This is a genomic window from Cellvibrio sp. KY-YJ-3 (genome assembly GCF_008806955.1).
Lineage (GTDB): Bacteria > Pseudomonadota > Gammaproteobacteria > Pseudomonadales > Cellvibrionaceae > Cellvibrio.
In genome coordinates, this window is sequence record NZ_CP031727.1 from 3,029,465 (window position 1) to 3,049,447 (window position 19,983).

A 19,983-nucleotide genomic window follows, 5' to 3' on the forward strand; every position below is an offset into this window, starting at 1 on the left:
GTTTTCGTTCCAGGTAATAGTGTTATTTAGGAATCGCTGGTTTGTTTTTTGACGAGCACGGCCAACACGTCGCAGGTCGCACCGTGTAAAACACTATTAGGGGTAGAACCAAGTAAGAGTGAAAACCCTTTGCGGCCGTGACTGCCCACCACAATTAAGTCAGCTGATTCCTGTTCCGCTAAATAATGTAGCTCGGCAGCAGGTTGGCCGACTAACACATGGCGCTGCTGGATAGGGTAGGGGCTGGATGCGGCCAATTGCGCTAAATCAGCCTCCGCTTTCTGTACTTGTTGTTCTTGCACGCCGCTTAAATCGACCGGCATATCACCGCCGTAAGCAAATGCAATAGGCTCAAGCACATGGGCAATAGTCAGTTTTGCATTACAGGTGTTGGCTATCCCCGCTGCGCGTCGAATCACGGCGGGGCAATCTTCGGAAAGATCGACACCGATAATAATATGCTTGTAGCTAATTGTTTCTGTCATGATTCCTGCCCCCTATGAATACTGTCACTGTTAAGAGTTTAGTTCGCCCTGGCGAAAATTGCGCCCTTTGATCGCACAAGGATTTATATGAACCTCTGGTTTTTCGTTTTGTTGGTTGTAACTATTGCGCTGGTGCTGGGGCCAATTTCCATGTTGCGTCCGAGTCCGGCGCAAAAACGCAAAGAGCAGCTACGGATGCAAGCAAGCGCTCAAGGTGTACGGTTTGGTATGCGGCGTTTGCCCGCACGCAAAACAGACATGGAGCAACCCCCGGTACTCCCCGTTTATTTTTTACCGCCGCCAACTACCATGCAGTCAATGGATGATTGGGTCTTGATGCGCACCGAATACGAGCATGAAGGGAATTTCTATAAAGAGTGGGATTGGCAAGGCAATGCTCGCCCGATACCGCAAGTAAGTGAGCAATTAACATCAATATTGTCGACGTTGCCGCATTCGGTGCCAGCTATAGCTCAGGGAAAATCAGGAACCTGTATTTTTTGGCGGGAAACAGAGGGTGAGGAGGTTTTGATTGCTGTGATAGCAGTATTGCGTAACCTGGATGCGCTGATTCGCGAGGCTAAATCATAACGCTTGATTTTGTCGGGTCGCGCAAATCCTTGCTAAGACTGTCGCGGCCGCCATCGACCAATTCCCCCAACTCTTTGATCATCTTTAAGCGGCGTGGATCCTGGTGCATGGATTCCATCAGTAAATATTGTGCCTTGCGGTAAAACGCCTGCGCAGAAAAACGGTCACTAATCGCCATGGATTTATCCCCTTGTCCTATGTAGGACATCACCGCGACCATCAAGTGTGCCCAGCGCAACTCCCCCAGATATGTGCTTAGTTCAGCTTCATTAATTACCCCTTGGGCGGCAAGTTGGGTGATCAATTGCATTGCGTCGTTTAAGTGGAGCTGGGTTTTGGCAATTTGTGCATCACTTTCGCGTTGATAGCTAATTGATTGGCGGTTAGTGCCACTCAGTAACTCTTCCGAGTGCGCCTCTGTTTTTTGAATTGCAAGTTCCAGAAGCTCGGGGTTTTTCTCTTCCAACGCCAGCATTTGCTGTTGCAAGCTCGCGATCATGTCGTTGATGTGTTTGGTGATCATGCGGTTGGGAAGTGTTTCTGCTAGGCAGTTAACCACTTCGGTCAACTCTTCAGCGCGGATGCGCAATCGGCGTTGTTGTAGCCTCCGTTCCCGTTGCCGAAGTTGGATGCGGTTGACCGCGCTGACCGCTACAAGCGCCAGAATCATCAAAACAAAAAGAACTGCGATTAAAGTCATGCGGATATCTGCGGTATAAAAGTCAGGGATTGTATTGGCTGTTATGGTTATGCAATAACAAAAAATAAAACATTTTAAAAACAATAAGTTAACTGTATTTATAGAACTTTTTTTCAGCGCAGGGTAGGGTTTCCTATGTAGCGGTAAAAGTACATCGCCTAATGTCACTCACGGAAATTATAACTTGACCCCTTGCGGCGCAGGTCTTATATATGCGCACCTTCAAGCTAATTTAGCTGTCCCGATCGGCGATACTGCAATCTTTTGGCACATAATTCAACTGTTTGCACAGCCTTCCTTTAATAGAGAATTTTCTGACCATTATGGGCAAATCCTTAGTTATCGTTGAGTCGCCAGCAAAGGCGAAAACCATTAATAAGTATCTGGGTAACGATTTTATTGTTAAGTCCAGTATTGGTCATATTCGCGATTTGCCTACCAGCGGCGGCGCCAAACCCGTTGATGCCAAAGAGCGTGCAAAACAGGCCGCAGCAACACGCAAAATGTCTGCTGAAGATAAGGCAACCTATCAAGCCAAAAAAAGCAAAAGCCAGCTTATCAATCGAATGGGCATTGACCCGGAGAATAACTGGGAAGCTACCTACGAGATTCTGCCCGGCAAAGAAAAAGTAGTGGAGGAGCTGAAAAAGCTCGCCGAAAAAGCCGACATGGTCTACCTCGCAACCGACTTGGATAGAGAGGGGGAGGCCATCGCCTGGCATTTGCGTGAGGCAATTGGTGGTGATGAATCACGCTATCGCCGCGTAGTATTTAATGAAATTACAAAAACCGCGATTCAAAATGCTTTTAAAACCCCAGGGCCAATTGATCAAAATCGGGTGGATGCCCAGCAGGCCCGCCGGTTTTTAGATCGCGTAGTGGGATATATGGTTTCCCCTCTGCTGTGGGAAAAGGTTGCCCGCGGGTTGTCGGCAGGGCGCGTGCAGTCGGTTGCTGTGCGTTTGGTTGTTGAGCGCGAGCGCGAGATTCGTGCATTTATTCCAGAGGAATACTGGACGCTGTTTGCCGATCTACAGGCCGATAAAAACCAACAAGCCAGCTTCGAAGTCAAAAAATTTGGCGATGACGCGTTCAAACCTGTGAATGAACTTCAGGCAATGACGGCTGTTGCCGCCCTGCAAGGTGCTAGTTACAAGGTACTCAGCCGCGAGGACAAACCGACACAATCCAAGCCCTCCGCACCGTTTATCACCTCCACACTCCAGCAAGCGGCCAGTACCCGCTTGGGCTTTGGGGTGAAAAAAACCATGATGATGGCCCAGCGTTTGTACGAGGCAGGCTATATCACTTATATGCGTACTGACTCTACCAATCTGAGTAAAGAAGCGGTTGAGTCCTGCCGCGAATACATTCTTGAAAATTTTGGCAAACGTTATTTACCTGAAGCGCCGGTGCTCTACTCAAGTAAAGACGGTGCACAGGAAGCGCATGAGGCGATTCGTCCTTCCAGTGTTGGTGTTATGCCAAATCAGTTGAGTGGTATGGAGCGCGACGCAGAGCGCTTGTATGGCTTGATTTGGCAGCAATTTGTTGCCTGTCAAATGACCCCGGCGGAGTACACCAGTACGAGTGTGGTAGTCGCGGCAGGTGAATATGAGTTGCGTACTCGCGGACGGGTAATTCGCTTTGATGGGTATACCAAGGTGAGCCCACAAGTTGCCAAAAAAGATGAGGATGTTGTCTTACCTGATATGAAAGTCGGTCAGGTATTACCGTTGATCAAGTTGAACCCCCAGCAGCACTTTACCAAGCCTGCGGCGCGTTATACCGAAGCCAGTTTGGTAAAAGAGTTGGAAAAGCGCGCTATTGGTCGTCCATCAACTTACGCGTCAATCATTTCTACTATTCAAGAGCGCGGTTATGTGCGCCAGGAAAATCGTCGCTTTTACGCCGAAAAAATGGGCGATATAGTCACGGAACGATTGGTCGAAAGCTTTGATGATCTTATGGATTACGGTTTTACCGCTAACATGGAAGACTCTCTCGATGTAGTGGCGCAAGGTGGCAAAAACTGGCGCCAATTACTTAATGAGTTTTATGCTGGGTTTAGTAAAAAACTTGCGCTGGCATCCGGTGCCGATAAAGGTATGCGCGCTAATGATCCTACTGAAACCGACATTCCGTGCAGTCTCTGTGGTCGCCATATGCAGATTCGTACCGGTAGCACGGGTGTATTCCTTGGTTGCTCTGGTTATGCGTTACCACCCAAAGAGCGCTGCAAAAACACCATGAATTTGGTGTCTGGTGATGAAGTTATTGATGCCGATGCGGATGAAGAGGCCGAATCTCGTCAGTTGCGCGCCAAGCATCGCTGCAAGTTGTGTAATTCGGCGATGGACTCCTATCTACTGGATGAACATCGCAAGTTACATATTTGCGGCAATAACCCGGATTGTGCGGGTTACGAAGTGGAGCAAGGTAGCTATCGACTGAAGGGGTATGAAGGCCCTACGCTTGAATGCGACAAGTGCGGTAGCGAAATGCAGCTGAAGACTGGGCGTTTTGGCAAGTACTTCGGCTGTACTAATGGCGAGTGCAAAAATACTCGCAAGTTATTGAAAAGTGGGGAAGCAGCACCACCAAAAGTGGATCCGATAGTCATGCCTGAGTTGCGCTGCGAGAAAGTTGATGATCACTATGTGCTGCGTGACGGTGCTGCTGGCTTATTTTTGGCGGCGAGCCAGTTCCCCAAAAACCGTGAAACACGTGCGCCCTTGGTTGAGGAGCTTCTCCCTTATAAGGATCGCATAGATCCCAAGTATCATTTCTTGTTATCAGCTCCAGTTGCTGATCCTGATGGCAATAAGGCAATTATTCGTTTTAGCCGCAAAACTAAAGAACAATATGTACAAACTGAAGTAAATGGAAAGGCAACAGGCTGGAAGGCATTTTTTGCCAATGGCAAATGGCAAGTTCAGAAGTGAGTCAGGGCTTGTGGTAATTGAAGGTAGTTGCCTTTTACTACCAGTAAAGCAGTGTATCTATGGCTATCAGTAATTTCTCTCTGGTTAATCAAAAATTGGCGTTTGCCAAGTCGCTCTGCGACTTGGCCAGAGGTATTGCACCTCCTGCAACCAGTGCAGAGCGTTTGCGTCAAGATGCTGTGCTAAGTAGCGGCGTGTATCAGCTTTCACTGGCCTTTCATTTCTATCTGCGCGAAATTGCCGATAGATGTTTTCTGAAAAATAGTGGCGCCATTAACTCTCTCGCTGAATTGCAGTTGGCGTTGGCCCAGAATGATAAGTTTCTTTCTGAGGTCTCTGAGTTGGATGAGCTTGCAGCGCGTTCTGGCTCTTGGCTTGAACAACTACAGCGGTACGCACAAAATTCGCTGGAGTCTCCACGCAAAGAAAAAGAAAGGAAATCGTTTCAGCAAGATAACCTGATCATTGCTGTAGGGATAACCGCTGAAGAAGAGGTGCAAGCAGTGTGCTTGACTGTCGAACTTCTGGAGTCATGGCAGGATTCATTTCGGGCGCTGGTTTTGCGTCAACGCGATACAAGTGCGGAGTTTTGATAAAAAGTTGAACCTGCAGAATCTCTGTGGCACAATCAGCACCCTTCGCGCCTCAGGGCGATTGGTTTTTATAAAAAACATTAAAAATCAATCAGTTAGGGTGCAGTGAAAATTAGTCAGTGCCTGCATTTATCCTAAATGAGGCAACCAAAAGCGGACGTGGTGAAATTGGTAGACACACCAGGTTTAGGTTCTGGCGCCGCAAGGTGTGAGAGTTCGAGTCTCTCCGTCCGCACCATTTTCCGAGTACGCCTAAGTGTGCTCGATCTAATGCCAAACATTATCAGTTATTTCACGAGGCACATATGCAGGTTTCACTTGAAACGACTTCTGGATTGGAACGCCGCTTGACCGTTGGTGTACCCGCTGAGCAAGTAGAAAACGAAGTTGAAAATCGCTTAAAGCAGGCTGCGCGTAACGTAAGCATCAAAGGTTTTCGCAAGGGTAAGGTGCCTCTTTCCGTTGTGAAGCAACGCTTTGGTGCTGGTATTCGTCAGGAAGTGGTTGGCGACGTGATTAGTCGCTCTTTCTATGCTGCTGTGCAAAAAGAAAATGTAAAGCCAGCCGGTCAGCCCTCTATTCAGCCAAAACAGTTGGCTGCAGGTAAAGACCTGGAATATATCGCTACCTTTGAGGTGTATCCAAGTGTTGAACTGAGTGATCTTTCTGCTTATGAGATCACTAAATACAACGCTGAAGTCACCGAGGCTGACGTAGACAACATGATCGAAGTTTTGCGTAAGCATCAGGCGACTTGGTCAGTGGTTGACCGCGCTGCCGCAGATGGTGATCAAGTTAATATCAATTTTGTTGGTACTAAAGACGGCGTTGAATTCGCTGGCGGCAAGGCTGATAACCACGCGTTACTGCTTGGATCCAAATCTATGATTCCTGGTTTTGAAGAGGGTATTGTAGGTATGAAAGCGGGTGAGCAAAAAACTGTCGCCTTGACTTTCCCGGAAGACTATCAAGCGGAGGAGTTAAAAGGTGCTGCAGTGGAGTTTGTGATCACTGTTAATACTGTTTCTGAAGCTCAATTGCCTGAACTCAAGAAAGAATTTTTCCAAAAATTTGGTGTAGAGAAGGGTGGCGAGAAGCAATTCCGCAAAGAGGTAAAAGCTAATATGGATCGTGAGTTAGCTAATGCTCTTAAAGCAAAAGTTAAAGTGCAGGTTATGGATGCCCTGATTGCGTCACACACTACTGATGTGCCAAAAGCGTTGGTTGCCAATGAGATCCAAGTGCTGCGGAATCAAATGATGCAGCGCTTTGGTGGACAGCAACAAAATTTTGATATCAAGTCCTTGCTTCCCGATACTATGTTTCAGGATGAAGCGTCGCGTCGCGTCACTCTCGGCTTGATTGTTGGGGAGATTGTTAAGTCTGCCAAGTTGAAGCCGGATGCCAAGCGTGTACGTGCAATGATTGAAGAAATTGCTTCTACCTATCAAGAGCCTAAAGAGGTAATTGAATACTACAGTTCCAATCAAGAGTTAATGGCTGGTGTTGAGTCGGCAGTGCTTGAAGATCAGGTGGTTGATCATATTATTTCTCAGGCCAAGGTTTCAGAAGTTGAAACCAACTATGATGAAATTATCAAATCCAACGCTCAACGTTAACTGTTTAAAAAAGCCGCAAAGCGCCTGCTTTGCGGCTTCCTCCTTCTCAAATCCCGCCCAAAACACCTCTTTTGACTGGCATATAATGCCATCACGAGTTAAGCTCTCTGGTAACAAAAATCTATAGTTTTCAATACTAGCGACACTAAAAGTTCGCTTAAGGATAAAACGCAAGATGTCATACGAATCTATGAAATCCCAGTCTTCTGTCATTAATAGCGGTTTGGTGCCAATGGTAATCGAGCAAACCGCCAGAGGAGAGCGCTCATTTGATATATATTCACGCCTGCTTAAGGAGCGTGTGATCTTTCTAGTTGGTCCAGTTGAAGATTATATGGCCAACTTGGTTGTTGCTCAGTTGCTGTTTTTGGAGGCAGAGAATCCCGACAAAGATATTCATTTATATATCAATTCTCCCGGCGGCTCCGTGACCGCAGGAATGTCAATTTATGACACAATGCAATTTATCAAGCCTGATGTTAGTACTATGTGTATTGGCCAAGCGTGCAGTATGGGAGCCTTTTTATTAAATGCTGGCACCAAAGGTAAGCGCTTTTGTCTGCCAAACTCACGCGTTATGATTCACCAGCCAAGTGGTGGTGCTCAGGGGCAGGCTTCAGATATTCATATTCAGGCACAAGAAATTTTAAAAATTCGTTCGCGTTTGAATGAATTGATGGCTTTTCATTCTGGCCAGCCTATTGAAAAAATAGAGTTGGATACAGAGCGCGATAACTTTATGTCTGCCCAGCAAGCAAAAGACTATGGCTTAATTGACTCTGTTATTGAGCGACGTGTTCAGCCTGCAGCTAAATAGCTTGTACAGGCTATTGGCTTGGCATTAAGTAATTTATTTTCAGCTGATGTGTTCTGTCTAACAGCTGTTTTAAAATTTTGATGGAGTGGGTTCCAATGACCGATCACACCAGCGACACAGGTGACAAAAACGGAAAGTTATTGTATTGCTCTTTTTGTGGCAAGAGCCAGCATGAGGTTCGCAAGTTAATTGCTGGTCCATCTGTTTTTATATGTGATGAATGTGTTGACCTTTGTAACGATATTATTCGCGAAGAAATTCAAGAAAGTGCAACTGAGGGCGTTTCAGAGAAGTTACCTAAACCTCATGAAATATCAGCAATTCTTGATCAATATGTAATCGGCCAAAAGCGCGCCAAAAAGGTATTGGCTGTTGCTGTTTATAATCATTACAAGCGTCTGCGTTTTGGCGACAAGGCCGGTAAAGATAAAGAGCCTATCGAATTAGGCAAGAGTAATATTTTATTGGTTGGCCCGACGGGCAGTGGCAAGACCTTGCTTGCTGAAACACTGGCTCGATTGTTGGATGTGCCATTTACTATTGCAGATGCAACTACGCTCACTGAAGCTGGTTATGTCGGTGAGGACGTTGAAAATATCATTCAAAAACTGCTACAGAAATGTGACTACGACGTAGAAAAAGCTCAGCAGGGAATAGTCTATATAGATGAGATCGACAAGATCTCCCGCAAATCGGATAACCCATCAATCACCCGCGATGTGTCAGGTGAAGGTGTTCAGCAGGCGCTATTGAAGCTAATCGAAGGTACTGTTGCTTCTGTTCCACCCCAAGGAGGTCGCAAGCATCCTCAACAAGAATTTTTGCAGGTTGATACCTCTAATATTCTTTTTATTTGTGGTGGAGCATTTGCCGGTTTGGATAAGGTTATCCGCGACAGATCCGAGAAAAGTGGCATCGGCTTCGGTGCTGAAGTTAAAAGTAAAGATGAAAAACGCAACTTTGGTGAGACGCTGCACTCTCTAGAGCCTGAGGATTTGGTTCGCTACGGCCTTATTCCGGAATTTGTTGGTCGCCTCCCTGTAATTGCTACCTTGGATGAGTTGGATAAAGCTGCGTTAATTCAGATTCTGACCGAGCCGAGGAACGCTCTAACTAAGCAGTATGCAAGGTTGTTTGAGATGGAGGGTGTTCAGATTGACTTCCGTCAAGACGCTTTGGATGCAGTGGCGGAACGTGCGCTTGAGCGTAAAACAGGTGCTCGCGGTTTGCGGTCAATAATGGAAAATGTACTGCTTGACACTATGTATAAGATTCCCTCTGAGGACAATGTAGTTAAGGTAGTTGTAGATGAGTCCGTTATTAAGGGTGAGTCCGAGCCGCTATTGGTGTATGAAACAGCTGAGGTGCCTCCCAAGGTTGCCTCTGACGATAAATAGTTATTGTTCAAGCAATAATCTGGTCTGATGAAAAAGAGCGCATTTATGCGCTCTTTTTGTTTTTTCTTTAGGAGTAACTTGTAATTAGTGCTTTTTGACCCCAATCTTGGGTCATGGCAAGGTATTTGTTGCCTTCTTGAAATAGAGAGGAACCAATGGTCGCTGAAACTCTTATAGATACCCATATTACTGACATTCCCTTATTGCCGTTGCGCGATGTTGTTGTTTATCCGCACATGGTTACCCCTCTGTTTGTTGGTAGAGGAAAGTCCATCGAAGCCTTGGAGCGGGCGATGGCCAATGATAAGCAGGTGCTTTTAGTTGCGCAAAAGAACCCGCAGCAGGATGAGCCGCAGGGCGAGGATTTATACACGGTTGGTACTATAGCCTCGATTTTACAGCTGCTTAAGTTGCCCGATGGGACGGTTAAAGTGCTAATTGAGGGGCGTGAACGGGCAAACATAGAGTCCATAGAGGACGTCGGTAGTCATTTTAGGGCTAATGTTAGCCTTATATTTAGCCCAGAAGTCGAATCTGCGGAATCTCGTGCATTGGTGGCTTCTGCAATCGGCCAATTCGAGCAATACGTTAATCTAAGCAAAAAAGTCCCCGTAGAAGTTATAACCTCACTTTCAGGTATAGATGAGCCGGGGCGTCTCGCTGACACTATTGCCGCCCACATGTCCCTTGAATTACCCAAAAAGCAATCGGTACTAGAGATAGCAGACATTCGCGAACGTATCGAGCACTTGTTGGATTTGATGGACGCTGAAGTCGATCTTTTTCATGTTGAAAAAAAGATTCGTGGTCGCGTTAAAAAACAAATGGAGAAAAGCCAGCGCGAATACTATTTGAATGAGCAAATCAAGGCTATTCAAAAAGAGCTTGGTGAGTTGGGTGAAGAAGTCAGTGAAGCTGATGAACTTGAAAACAAAATAATTGCAGCTGCTATGCCTAAAGAGGCACTAGAAAAAGCTCGTGCTGAATTGAATAAGTTAAAAATGATGTCGCCAATGTCTGCTGAGGCATCGGTACTTCGTGCCTATATTGATTGGATGATCAAGGTGCCATGGAGTAAAAAAAGTAAGGTTCGTAATGATCTCGCTCGTGCAGAAGAAGTCTTGAATAAGGATCATTTTGGTCTTGAAGAAGTTAAAGAGCGCATTCTCGAATATTTAGCAGTCCAGCAACGAGTAAAAAAAGTAAAAGGTCCAATTCTTTGCCTTGTTGGTCCTCCGGGTGTGGGGAAAACATCTTTGGGAGAATCAATTGCACGCGCCACTAACCGTGAGTTTGTGCGCATGGCTTTGGGTGGTGTGCGTGACGAAGCGGAAATTCGTGGTCACAGACGAACTTACATCGGCTCTTTGCCTGGAAAGCTAATTCAGAAAATGGCCAAAGTCGGTGTCAAAAACCCATTATTCTTACTCGATGAAATCGATAAGATGGGAATGGATAATCGTGGTGATCCTGCGTCTGCCCTCTTGGAGGTTTTGGATCCGGAACAAAACAGCCACTTTAACGACCATTACCTTGAAGTTGATTACGACTTGTCTGACGTGATGTTTGTGTGTACCTCCAATTCAATGAATATTCCAGGGCCACTACTTGACCGAATGGAAGTAATTAGAATTCCCGGGTACACAGAGGATGAAAAGTTAAATATTGCTCAGCGTTATCTAATACCCAAGCAAATCAAGGCAAATGGCCTAAAAGATTCTGAAATTAGCGTAACTGCAGACGCGATCAAAGATGTTATTCGCTATTACACCCGCGAAGCTGGCGTCCGCGGTTTAGAGCGTGAAGTGGCTAAGATCTGCCGTAAAGTTGTAGCTCGCCATGTAAAAGGGCGATTGATCAGCGCTGATGTGATCGACTCTGCAGCGTTGGAAGATCTCTTGGGAGTTCGGAAATTTGATTTTGGCAAGGCGGAGAGTAAAGACCAGATTGGTCAGGTAACAGGCTTGGCTTGGACACAGGTTGGTGGTGAGCTACTCACTATCGAGGCATCTGCTGTAGTGGGGAAAGGGCGTATCATTAAGACTGGGTCGCTTGGTGATGTTATGCAGGAATCGATACAAGCGGCCTTGACCGTCGTTCGTTCCAGAGGGCAAGCGCTGGGTATCGCTCCGGATCATCATGAAAAGGTCGATATCCATATCCATGTTCCCGAAGGAGCAACACCAAAAGATGGCCCTAGTGCCGGCATCGCGATGTGTACAGCTCTGGTTTCAGTTCAAACAGGAATTCCTGTAAAAGCCGATGTAGCAATGACAGGTGAAATTACCCTTCGTGGTGAGGTTTTGCGGATAGGTGGTTTAAAAGAAAAGCTGCTTGCTGCTCATCGAGGAGGAATCAAAACGGTTATTATTCCAGCGGATAATGAGCGTGATCTCAAAGAAATTCCCGTGAACATCAAAGAGGATCTATGTATTAAGCCGGTTAAATGGATTGATGAGGTTCTCGAGCTTGCTTTACAGTACAACCCTAAACCGCTCAGTGATGAGGAATATCGTGCTCTTGAAAAGGCAGCACAAAAAACAGGAGATAGCGATAACCGTCTCAGTACTCACTGACGGTGATTTGGGGCGAGTACGTTGATTTAACTGATTGTTTTGTGATCAGAATTTTAGGGCTTTTGTGTAAAGCTGTAAGCTTTCCTTGACCCCCTGATACTCTGTTGGTATAAATCGCAATTCATTTGCTGCACAGATTATGCGAATTAAATGCATCATTGAATTTGTACTGTGTTTTTAGAAACAAATAATCAAAAGGGGTTAAGTGTGAACAAAACTGAGCTGATTGAAGCCATCGCCGCGTCTGCGGATATTCCAAAAGCGGCTGCTGGGCGTGCGCTGGATGCAGTGGTTGAGAGTATTACCGGTGCCCTCAAAAATGGCGACTCTGTTGTTTTGGTAGGCTTTGGCACCTTTGCCGTTAAAGAGCGTGCTGCTCGTACTGGTCGTAACCCTCAAACCGGCGCGGAAATTAAAATTGCTGCTGCCAAGGTTCCAGGATTCAAACCAGGTAAATCTTTGAAAGATGCTGTTAACTAATTTGTATTTACTGGGTTAGTGCTGAATTAAAAGCACGTAAAAAAGCGCATCTAGGTGCGCTTTTTTTTTAACGGCGTAGCTTTTGTTAATCAAGTTGCAAGTCCTTTTCAACATCGAATAATTAAGTAATTAGTGTCTGTTTGTGCTGCCTCGTTGGCGCAAGACATCCTCATCATGCTAGGAGTTTAAAATGTTACAACACCTCAGAGATAATTCCCGAGGAGTAATCTCTTTCATCTTAATCGGATTTTTGGTGATCATTTTTGCCCTGACCGGTGTTGAAGCGCTTTTCAATTGGGATACCTCTGCAAATCAAGCAGCGAAAGTGAATGGAGAAACCATCACTGAAATGGATGTGGCTCGAGCTGTTGGTATGCAAAAACAACAGATGCTAAATGCTTACGGTGATCAAGTGCCCGCTCAGTTTTTGAGTGATGAGTATTTGCGTAAACCAGCGGTTGATAACTTGGTCCAACGCCTTATTCTCTCCCAGGCAGCTAAAAATGCAGGCATGGCAATAGGGGATGATTATCTCGCGCAAGAAATTGCTGCTGCGCCACAGTTTAAAAATGATGCTGGTGTTTTTGATAATAATGTTTATCAAAGTTTGTTGCGTAATATGGGTTACACGCATAGTACCTATACGAAAATTTTATCTGAGGAGTTATTGATCAATCAGTTGCAGGCTGGTGTTGCTGTAAGTGCCTTTTCGACTCCCACACAGCTCGATGAATTAGTAGCGCTCAGTTTTCAATCGCGCGATATCCAATACGTTATTTTACCTTCTGGAAAAGTACGTGATTCAATTGAATTGCAGGACTCAGAGATTCAATCTTACTATGATGCAAATCAATCAATGTTTGTCAGTGAGGAGCAAATTGCGGTCGATTACATCAGTTTGAGTGTTCAGGATTTGATGAGCAGTGTTTCTATCTCTGAGGCTCAGGTGCGCGATCAATACGAACAAAACGTGGCGTCATTTGTAGCTGCGCCAGAACGTCAGGCTGCGCATATTCTTATAGAGTCTAACGATGCAGATAAAGTTAAATTGGTGGGAGAAAAGCTCTCTGGTGGCGCTGATTTTTCTGCACTTGCAAAAGAGTTTTCTGATGATTTAGGGAGCAAAGACCAAGGTGGTGATTTGGGATTCACCTCTGGCGATGCATTCCCTCAGGAATTTGAAACAGCGCTTGCTGCGCTTAAAGTTGGAGAAGTTTCTGCGCCTGTAAAAACAGAAGCTGGCACTCACTTTATCAAGTTGTTAGCTGAAAAAAATTCCACACCGCCTTCATTTGAGGAGCAAAAAGCAACAATTGAAGAGCAATTAAAGCGTGCGGAAGCCGAAGTGAGTTTTGTTGCTCAGCTCGAGAAGTTGCGCGACATTTCTTATAACGCTGAAAGTCTGGCAGAAGTTGCTGAGGAGCTTGGTCTTAAAGTCGAAAATTCTGGGCTTTACGAACGTAGTAAAGGAAAGGGAATCCTCGCAAACCCTAAAGTCACAGAAGCAGCATTCTCTGATGAGGTTTTGCGTGAAGGGAATAGTAGTGATGTTATCGAGATAGATTCAAGTAATGTGCTGGTGCTAAAGATGACAGAGCATAAGCCAAGCCAAGTTAAAGCATTGGCAGATGTTAAAGAACAAATTGCAAATACTTTGAAAGATCAAAAAGCTCGTATACTGCTGACTGAACAATCAAATAAATTTATTGCAGATTTAAATACAGGTGTATCTCTTGCTGAATTAAGCACGGTGGCAGGTTTGGAAAGCAAAGAGTTTAAAGAGGCAACCCGTAATACTGCTGAGGTGGATAGTGATGTTCTCCGTCATGCTTTTTCGATGCCTAAGCCTGCTGCGGGCAAGCCATCTGTTGGTAATCTCATGACATCAAGTGGTGACATGGCTATTGTTGTTGTGCAGTCAGTAAGCCTTGGTTCGGTTGAAAAAGTGACCCCGGAACAAAAGGAAACTATAGGTGCACAATTGGCCTCTATCTATGGCAGAAATGATTTCTCCGGGTTTCAGAAGTTTCTGAAAGATTCTGCTGATATTGTTCAAAAGTAATAATCCTCAAAGTCTTCTGGTAGTTTGAAAAAACCGCGCATAAGCGCGGTTTTTTTTATTTTAGGCCGTTTTTATTCCTGGTGCCTTTTTCGCGCAAAGCGGATTTATCTTTTGGGCAAATTCCATTCTTATATTTCCGTTTTCAGAAAGGTGACCTCTCCGCGCTGGGTGAATTTGCTTGTCAAAAGATAATATATGTAATATAAATATTCTTATTGAGCGGAGCTCTATGATGTATCGCTAGTTTGGTTGTCCAGCGTGAAGGGATGCAAAACACTCAATAACAATAATGCTCGAACATTAATGGAAATATCCCTATGAAACTCAATAAAAATTTTCTCTCTTTTTGTATTGGTACCGCGTTAAGCCTATCGATTGCCCCTTGCTTGGCTGCACCGGTTAAAGGTGCAGATGTTAGCTGGATGTCAGAGATCGAGGCTAACGGTATCAGCTTTTATAATCGTAGCGGTGTTAAGAAAGATATTTTGGCGATTATGAAAGAGCAGGGAATGACTGCAGTGCGTTTGCGTGTGTGGGTTAATCCTGCAGATGGTTGGTATAACTCGACTCAAGATGTTGTGGCTAAAGCCAAGCGTGCCAAGGCGGCGGGAATGAAAGTAATGATAGATTTTCATTACAGTGATAGCTGGGCAGATCCGGGACAGCAAACTAAACCTGCAGCATGGGGTGGTTATAGTTTTCAACAATTGATGGATGCGGTTTGGAATTCCACACGGTTTACATTACAGGCAGTTAAAGACGCTGGTGTTACTGTAGATTGGGTGCAAGTAGGCAATGAAACAAACAACGGAATGTTATGGAATGAGGGTAAAGCGTCTGTGAGCATGAAAAATTATGCATGGCTAACCAATACGGGCTATAACGCTGCAAAAAGTATTTACCCAAGTACAAAGGTAGTGGTGCACTTAGCCAATTGTCACGACAATGCAAATTTTCGCTGGATATTTGATGGCCTTAAAGCTAACGGCGCAAAGTTTGATGTGATTGGTGCATCGTCATACCCTACAAATGCAACTGGCTATTCGTGGCAATCTGCCAATACCGCGTGCTTAAATAATTTAAATGACATGGTTGCGCGTTACGCTGTTCCAGTGATGGTTTCTGAAATAGGTGTACCTTGGGATCATGCACAGGCACAAACAATAGTGAAAGATATGATTACAAAGGTTGGACAAGTGTCTGGTGGTAAGGGTGCAGCTATATTTTATTGGGAGCCGCAAGCACGCCCTGGTTGGAAGGGTTATACCCTTGGGGCAATGGATAATAGCGGTAGGGCAACAGCTGTATGGGATGCTTTTAAGTAATTAAACAATAATTATTGTTTATTCAAAAAATGCCCTGTGAATTATCACAGGGCATTTTTTTAGGCCATTATTTTATTGTCATGCTGGCGGGAGCGAGGTTGGGAGCTTCTGCAGTCACGATAATATTGTCCAGTGAATCTCCAATCTCAATCAGCGCACTAGCTATTCCTGCAGCAGTATTTGTTTCCACTGGGCTAACTAGCTTCGCTGAGCCAGTTAAGGTGAATTTTACAGAAACATTATTGCTGTGCACTCGGTTCCCATTGCTGTCCTGCAATTGGGCATAAACAAAAATAGTATCTTTGACGCCTATTTGTGGCGATTTGCCACTGGTGTCAAGTGTCAGTGCTATTCCTGTTGCCGTGTTTGGAGTTATTACTTTGTGTTCAGCAACCGCTTTACCTGCGCGATAAGCAATAGCTTTGAGTTCACCTGCTTCAAATTTATCAATAACAAAAGTAAATGGCGGATGTTTTAAGTTGGTTGTATTCGCATTTTTATCTGGAGCTTGTTTTGCAATAAGCTTACCGTTTAGCTGCAGCTCAACTTCATCAGTATTACTGAAAATTCGGAGGTTAAGCGAAGAGCTTTCCGTCCATTCGCTGGCAATAAATACCATTGGACCTGAGGTAAATTTATCGGAAAATTCATCAGGATCACGCTGGCTTTGATAGAAGTAATAGCTGTATTTTGGAAGGCGATCGATGCTCATAATTCCTGAACTTTCCAGATCGGGGGCGTAGCCACGGTTGTAATCAAACATTACCCAGTAGCCATCGGCAAATGCTGGTGTATTGAAATTATCGTTGTGCGCTTCCTGAATATTGGCGGCTTGTTGTAGTAGGCGGGTTTCGCCATCACTTAATAACTGACGACTTGAGCGATCTGCCTGCAATAAATTTGCCCATGCACTTTGGTTTAACCCGGCGTTCATTGCGTAGTATTCCCAATCACCATATTCGCTGACGACATAAGGTTTGGTTGGCATTTTATAATGTTCCAAGCGATGTTGACGTGCTTGCAAATAAATGTCGTAGCCATATTCCTGCCAACCTGCTGATAGGGCGCCGGGGTATTCTTGTTGGATAATAGTTGTGAGTGAATCAATAAAAGGCTCTGTCATCCAGGATTCATTCAGCGAACATTCCCATGCCATGACGGATGCGTGGTTGCGGTCGCGGCGAATTAAGTCGCGACAAGTTTGCTGGATTTGCGCTTGAAACGCAGGGTCTTCAGAGAAATATTGCCAACCTAAAATTGCATCTAATAATACCAAGCCCAATTCATCTGCCGCCGCCATAAAAGCAGGGGAGTGTGGGTAATGGGAAAGGCGCACATAATCAAATCCGGCAGATTTTATTTTTACCGCATCGCGATAATCTGCAGCATCCGAAGTTGCATAGCCAATATAGGGATATTCTTGATGGCGGTTTACGCCGCGTAAAAATGTTTTCTCCCCATTGATATAAAGTTGACCCTCAATCCATTTGAATTCACGAATGCCTATACGTGTAGTTTGTTCATCGACCAATGCGTCTCCCTCATAAACCCGCGTGACCAGGTTGTAGAGATTTGGTGTTTTTGGTGACCATAGGCGAGGGTTGTTAACGGTAAATTCAATCTGATTTTCGATATCTCCATTGCCGTTAATGGTTTGTGGCTCACTGGATTGTTCGATAATTTTTTTTTCGCCATCTACCAGTTGTTGCACTACACGGAATTGTTTCGGTTGCGGGCTTTTATTAATTAAATGGGTTTGTATGCTAACTGTTGCTTCTGTAGCGCTAACCTTTGGGTAGCGAACAAATATTCCACCACTAGCCGTTTTTCCGGCGGCTACAGGGTCGCTAATGTGTAAGTCGTTATCGAGCTGCAAATATACATGGCGATAAATACCACCGTAGGTATTGAAATCCAGATCGTGTAGCGGTTTTGGGCCGGTAATCGGATTGTCACGATTGTCCAGGCGTACCAGTAGTTCGTTGGGTGCATCCCAGAGTAATTTTTCCGTTAAGTTAACGGTGAAAGGAAGGTAGCCTCCAACATGGGTTGTAAGTTTTTCACCGTTGAGCCATACCTCTGCAACGTTCATGGCGGCTTCAAATTTCAAACTGATTTGTTTCCCTTTCCAGTCAGCTTCGGTGGTAATGGTTTTTTTATACCAAGCGTCACCTTGGAATTGGTCGTTTACTACCAAGGGCTCAATCTTTGGTGTGTGGGGAATGGCGATATTTTCCCAATCGGTTTGTTGTTGTGCGGTGGCAAGGTCAAGCACTTTTTCGCTACGGAAAAATTGCCAATCTTTATCGTAGTTGATATCACTTATTACGCTGGTTTGCTGTGTGGGTGGGGGCGAACAGGCAGCGAGAACACCGCACAGCGCCAGTGCGCTAATTTGTTGTAGTGTTTTTTTCATTGTTCCTCTCTCTCTCTTTTCAATGTTATTCAAAATAGTGTATGCAATTACTTTGTTAATTTTTAGATTGGTATTTGTTTGAGAAAAATAAAAATGCGGGCAGGGTCTTGTTACCTTCTGCTGCATTAAAGAAGGTTGCATTTTCCCAATGCGAACCTTTACCCCATAGCGTTGTACACTTTGTGCTTACCCATGCAGGCTCCCAATAAATCACACCGATACCACCGGCGGCTTTTACCAAGTTGCGCAGTGTGAGCAAATAACTTGCCTGGCCTTTAGGTGTTGCGGGAAACTCCGGTTGAATGGCATTTTTCCCGAGGACATTGTCAGCTTTATCAAAATTTTCCAATGTATAGGGATAGGCGGTTTCTACAATAAGAACATCTTTTTTGTAGGTGTTTTTTAATGTTGTAATGGCACCAGGTAACTGCGGCAATTTATATGTGGACCACTGTGGGTAGTAAGAAAGGCCAATTATGTCGTAATCCAATACGGCATGCTCGCTAGCTTGCTTAAACCACCAAAGCGCATTTTCTGGTTGTGCAATGTGCAGCACTATTCCAATAGGTTTGTTAACTTTTTTACTGTAATCGCGTACAGCTTTGATGCCGCTATTTAATAGCGTTGCGTTGCGCGGCCAATTTGGAATGCCGTGTACTAATGTTTTCTCCGGTTGAAGAATTTCGATATTGGTTTCATTGCCCACCTGAACCATATCGGGCAACAGGTTTTTTGCATCAAGTGCTGCGAGTATTTCTGTTGTGTAGTTGTAAAGTGTTTTGGCCAATTCATCTGTATCACTAATGTGTGCCCATGCCTGCGGGACAAATTGTTTTTCTGGATCAGTCCAGGTATCTGAATAATGAAAATCCAGCAGGGTTTTCATGCCGTTGTTTTTGGCGCGTTGTAGTGTTTTGGTGGCATCCTCCAGATTTGAGTAGGCTGTCCACTGCGGGTTATGCCAGAGGCGAACCCGGATTAAATTGGCCCCTTTGTCGGCAAATAATTTGAATGGGTCTTGCCGTTTATTCTTGTCATAGTATTTGGCTCCACAATCCTCCATTTCATTTACGTAGGAGAGGTCAGCTCCCAGATAAAATTGTTTTTCTATGCTGGCGGCGGATAGGAGTTGGCTGGCGAAACTGAGCAATGCGATGAAACAATACTTCATTGTTTTTATGCCTTTTTTGATAAGCAGGGGGCTTCGTTAAGCTGACGGTTTGTGCGGTTTGATCGATTGGTGGTTACTGAATTAAAGGATGTGTAACATAATCACGCATATAAATCATATATATAATCTAATATTAGCGTTTTACAGCGACATGTCAACACAAAGCGTTTACGTCGCTGTGAAGGGAGAGGAACAGGAGGAGAGGGGATTGCCCGTGGTTTACCCACGGGCTAATGGAGAGCTAGGCTTTGGCGACTGTGAAAGAGGATGTCTGCTCGCTTTTCAAGCCCTGAGCGGTGTAAAGCGAGGCTGTTGCGACTTTGCCGCGTATCAGGTTCAGCATGTGGTTCAGGGTCTGTTGCGAGCGGGCGATCAATTTACCGTTAATGCCATTCATGGTTTGGCATTCTTCAAAGTTGCGAACGAGTTGCTGCCAATCTTCCCGCAGGGGCATAGTGAGGGTGTTGTGTTGTAGAAATAAGTCCCAGCCTTGCGCGTTAGCGGGAAGGTTAAGGGCGCTAAGAACCTTCATGCGCTGTTTGCTATTGTGGCTGAGCTGCTCAACAAGGCTGGTTTTTTGTTCTGCGATGATGGCAAGGCGATCTTGTTTGCGCTGGGCAAGTTGTTCGCGTTCTTCCAGTAATAGCTGTTTAAGCTGTTCAATTGCAGATGAGTCCTGCGCAAGCATCTGCCGCAGTAGAGTGGTATCAAGAGACATAGCAACCTCTTTATATGGCCCTGAATGGGCGGATAGTGTCTCAATGTAAAACACTAAACAACGCAGGGGAGGCGTGTTGAGTGGTTAC

General features: G+C 45.1%; 15 protein-coding genes and 1 tRNA gene. 11 read left to right on the top strand and 5 right to left on the bottom strand.

Annotated elements, in window-relative coordinates:
- Positions 1-26: 26 nt before the first annotated feature.
- Positions 27-485: a universal stress protein gene (locus tag D0B88_RS12800; RefSeq protein ID WP_151057611.1), complete on the bottom strand. Its 459-nt coding sequence runs from the start codon at positions 483-485 to the stop codon at positions 27-29.
- 87 nt (positions 486-572) lie between these two features.
- Between D0B88_RS12800 and D0B88_RS12805 the strand changes: the two genes are divergently transcribed.
- The gene (locus tag D0B88_RS12805; protein WP_151057613.1) at positions 573-1,076 is read left to right on the top strand and encodes a hypothetical protein; all 504 of its coding nucleotides are present in this window, start codon (positions 573-575) and stop codon (positions 1,074-1,076) included.
- Here D0B88_RS12805 and D0B88_RS12810 read toward each other — a convergent pair.
- A complete protein-coding gene (locus tag D0B88_RS12810; RefSeq protein WP_225318360.1) occupies positions 1,066-1,776 on the bottom strand; it encodes a hypothetical protein in 711 nt (236 codons plus the stop codon). The genes D0B88_RS12805 and D0B88_RS12810 overlap by 11 nt on opposite strands.
- Before the next feature lie 323 nt (positions 1,777-2,099).
- Between D0B88_RS12810 and topA the strand changes: the two genes are divergently transcribed.
- From topA to D0B88_RS12860, 10 genes are all read left to right on the top strand, one after another.
- Positions 2,100-4,721, top strand: coding sequence for a type I DNA topoisomerase (gene topA, locus D0B88_RS12815; RefSeq protein WP_151057617.1), 2,622 nt, complete (start codon positions 2,100-2,102; stop codon positions 4,719-4,721).
- A gap of 59 nt (positions 4,722-4,780) precedes the next feature.
- Positions 4,781-5,314: a DUF6586 family protein gene (locus tag D0B88_RS12820; RefSeq protein ID WP_151057618.1), complete on the top strand. Its 534-nt coding sequence runs from the start codon at positions 4,781-4,783 to the stop codon at positions 5,312-5,314.
- Between the two features lie 153 nt (positions 5,315-5,467).
- Positions 5,468-5,552, top strand: a tRNA-Leu gene (locus D0B88_RS12825).
- A 67-nt stretch (positions 5,553-5,619) separates the two neighbouring features.
- On the top strand, positions 5,620-6,933 hold the full coding sequence (gene tig / locus D0B88_RS12830; protein WP_151057620.1) for a trigger factor: 1,314 nt from the start codon (positions 5,620-5,622) through the stop codon (positions 6,931-6,933).
- A 175-nt stretch (positions 6,934-7,108) separates the two neighbouring features.
- Positions 7,109-7,750: an ATP-dependent Clp endopeptidase proteolytic subunit ClpP gene (gene clpP / locus D0B88_RS12835; protein WP_040391691.1), complete on the top strand. Its 642-nt coding sequence runs from the start codon at positions 7,109-7,111 to the stop codon at positions 7,748-7,750.
- Positions 7,751-7,845: 95 nt separating this feature from the next.
- A complete protein-coding gene (clpX, locus tag D0B88_RS12840; RefSeq protein ID WP_007641068.1) occupies positions 7,846-9,147 on the top strand; it encodes an ATP-dependent Clp protease ATP-binding subunit ClpX in 1,302 nt (433 codons plus the stop codon).
- Between the two features lie 155 nt (positions 9,148-9,302).
- Positions 9,303-11,723 (top strand): endopeptidase La, encoded by a 2,421-nt coding sequence (lon, locus tag D0B88_RS12845; RefSeq protein ID WP_007641069.1) that lies wholly within the window; start codon positions 9,303-9,305, stop codon positions 11,721-11,723.
- 207 nt (positions 11,724-11,930) lie between these two features.
- The gene (locus D0B88_RS12850; protein WP_040391956.1) at positions 11,931-12,203 is read left to right on the top strand and encodes an HU family DNA-binding protein; all 273 of its coding nucleotides are present in this window, start codon (positions 11,931-11,933) and stop codon (positions 12,201-12,203) included.
- Between the two features lie 190 nt (positions 12,204-12,393).
- Complete coding sequence (locus D0B88_RS12855; RefSeq protein WP_151057622.1) at positions 12,394-14,265, top strand: SurA N-terminal domain-containing protein; 1,872 nt, start codon at positions 12,394-12,396, stop codon at positions 14,263-14,265.
- Positions 14,266-14,582: 317 nt separating this feature from the next.
- Positions 14,583-15,590 (top strand): glycosyl hydrolase 53 family protein, encoded by a 1,008-nt coding sequence (locus D0B88_RS12860; RefSeq protein WP_151057624.1) that lies wholly within the window; start codon positions 14,583-14,585, stop codon positions 15,588-15,590.
- A 67-nt stretch (positions 15,591-15,657) separates the two neighbouring features.
- Here the strand turns inward: D0B88_RS12860 and D0B88_RS12865 are convergent, their stop codons facing one another.
- The 3 genes from D0B88_RS12865 to D0B88_RS12875 all read right to left on the bottom strand — a co-directional run bounded on the left by D0B88_RS12865 (position 15,658) and on the right by D0B88_RS12875 (position 19,895).
- Positions 15,658-18,006, bottom strand: coding sequence for a glycoside hydrolase family 2 TIM barrel-domain containing protein (locus D0B88_RS12865; protein ID WP_151057626.1), 2,349 nt, complete (start codon positions 18,004-18,006; stop codon positions 15,658-15,660).
- Positions 18,007-18,061: 55 nt separating this feature from the next.
- Positions 18,062-19,177, bottom strand: coding sequence for an arabinogalactan endo-1,4-beta-galactosidase (locus D0B88_RS12870; protein ID WP_151057628.1), 1,116 nt, complete (start codon positions 19,175-19,177; stop codon positions 18,062-18,064).
- 241 nt (positions 19,178-19,418) lie between these two features.
- Entirely contained in the window at positions 19,419-19,895 is a 477-nt protein-coding gene (locus D0B88_RS12875) for a flagella synthesis protein FlgN (RefSeq protein WP_191966430.1), read from the bottom strand.
- Between the last annotated feature and the right edge of the window lie 88 nt (positions 19,896-19,983).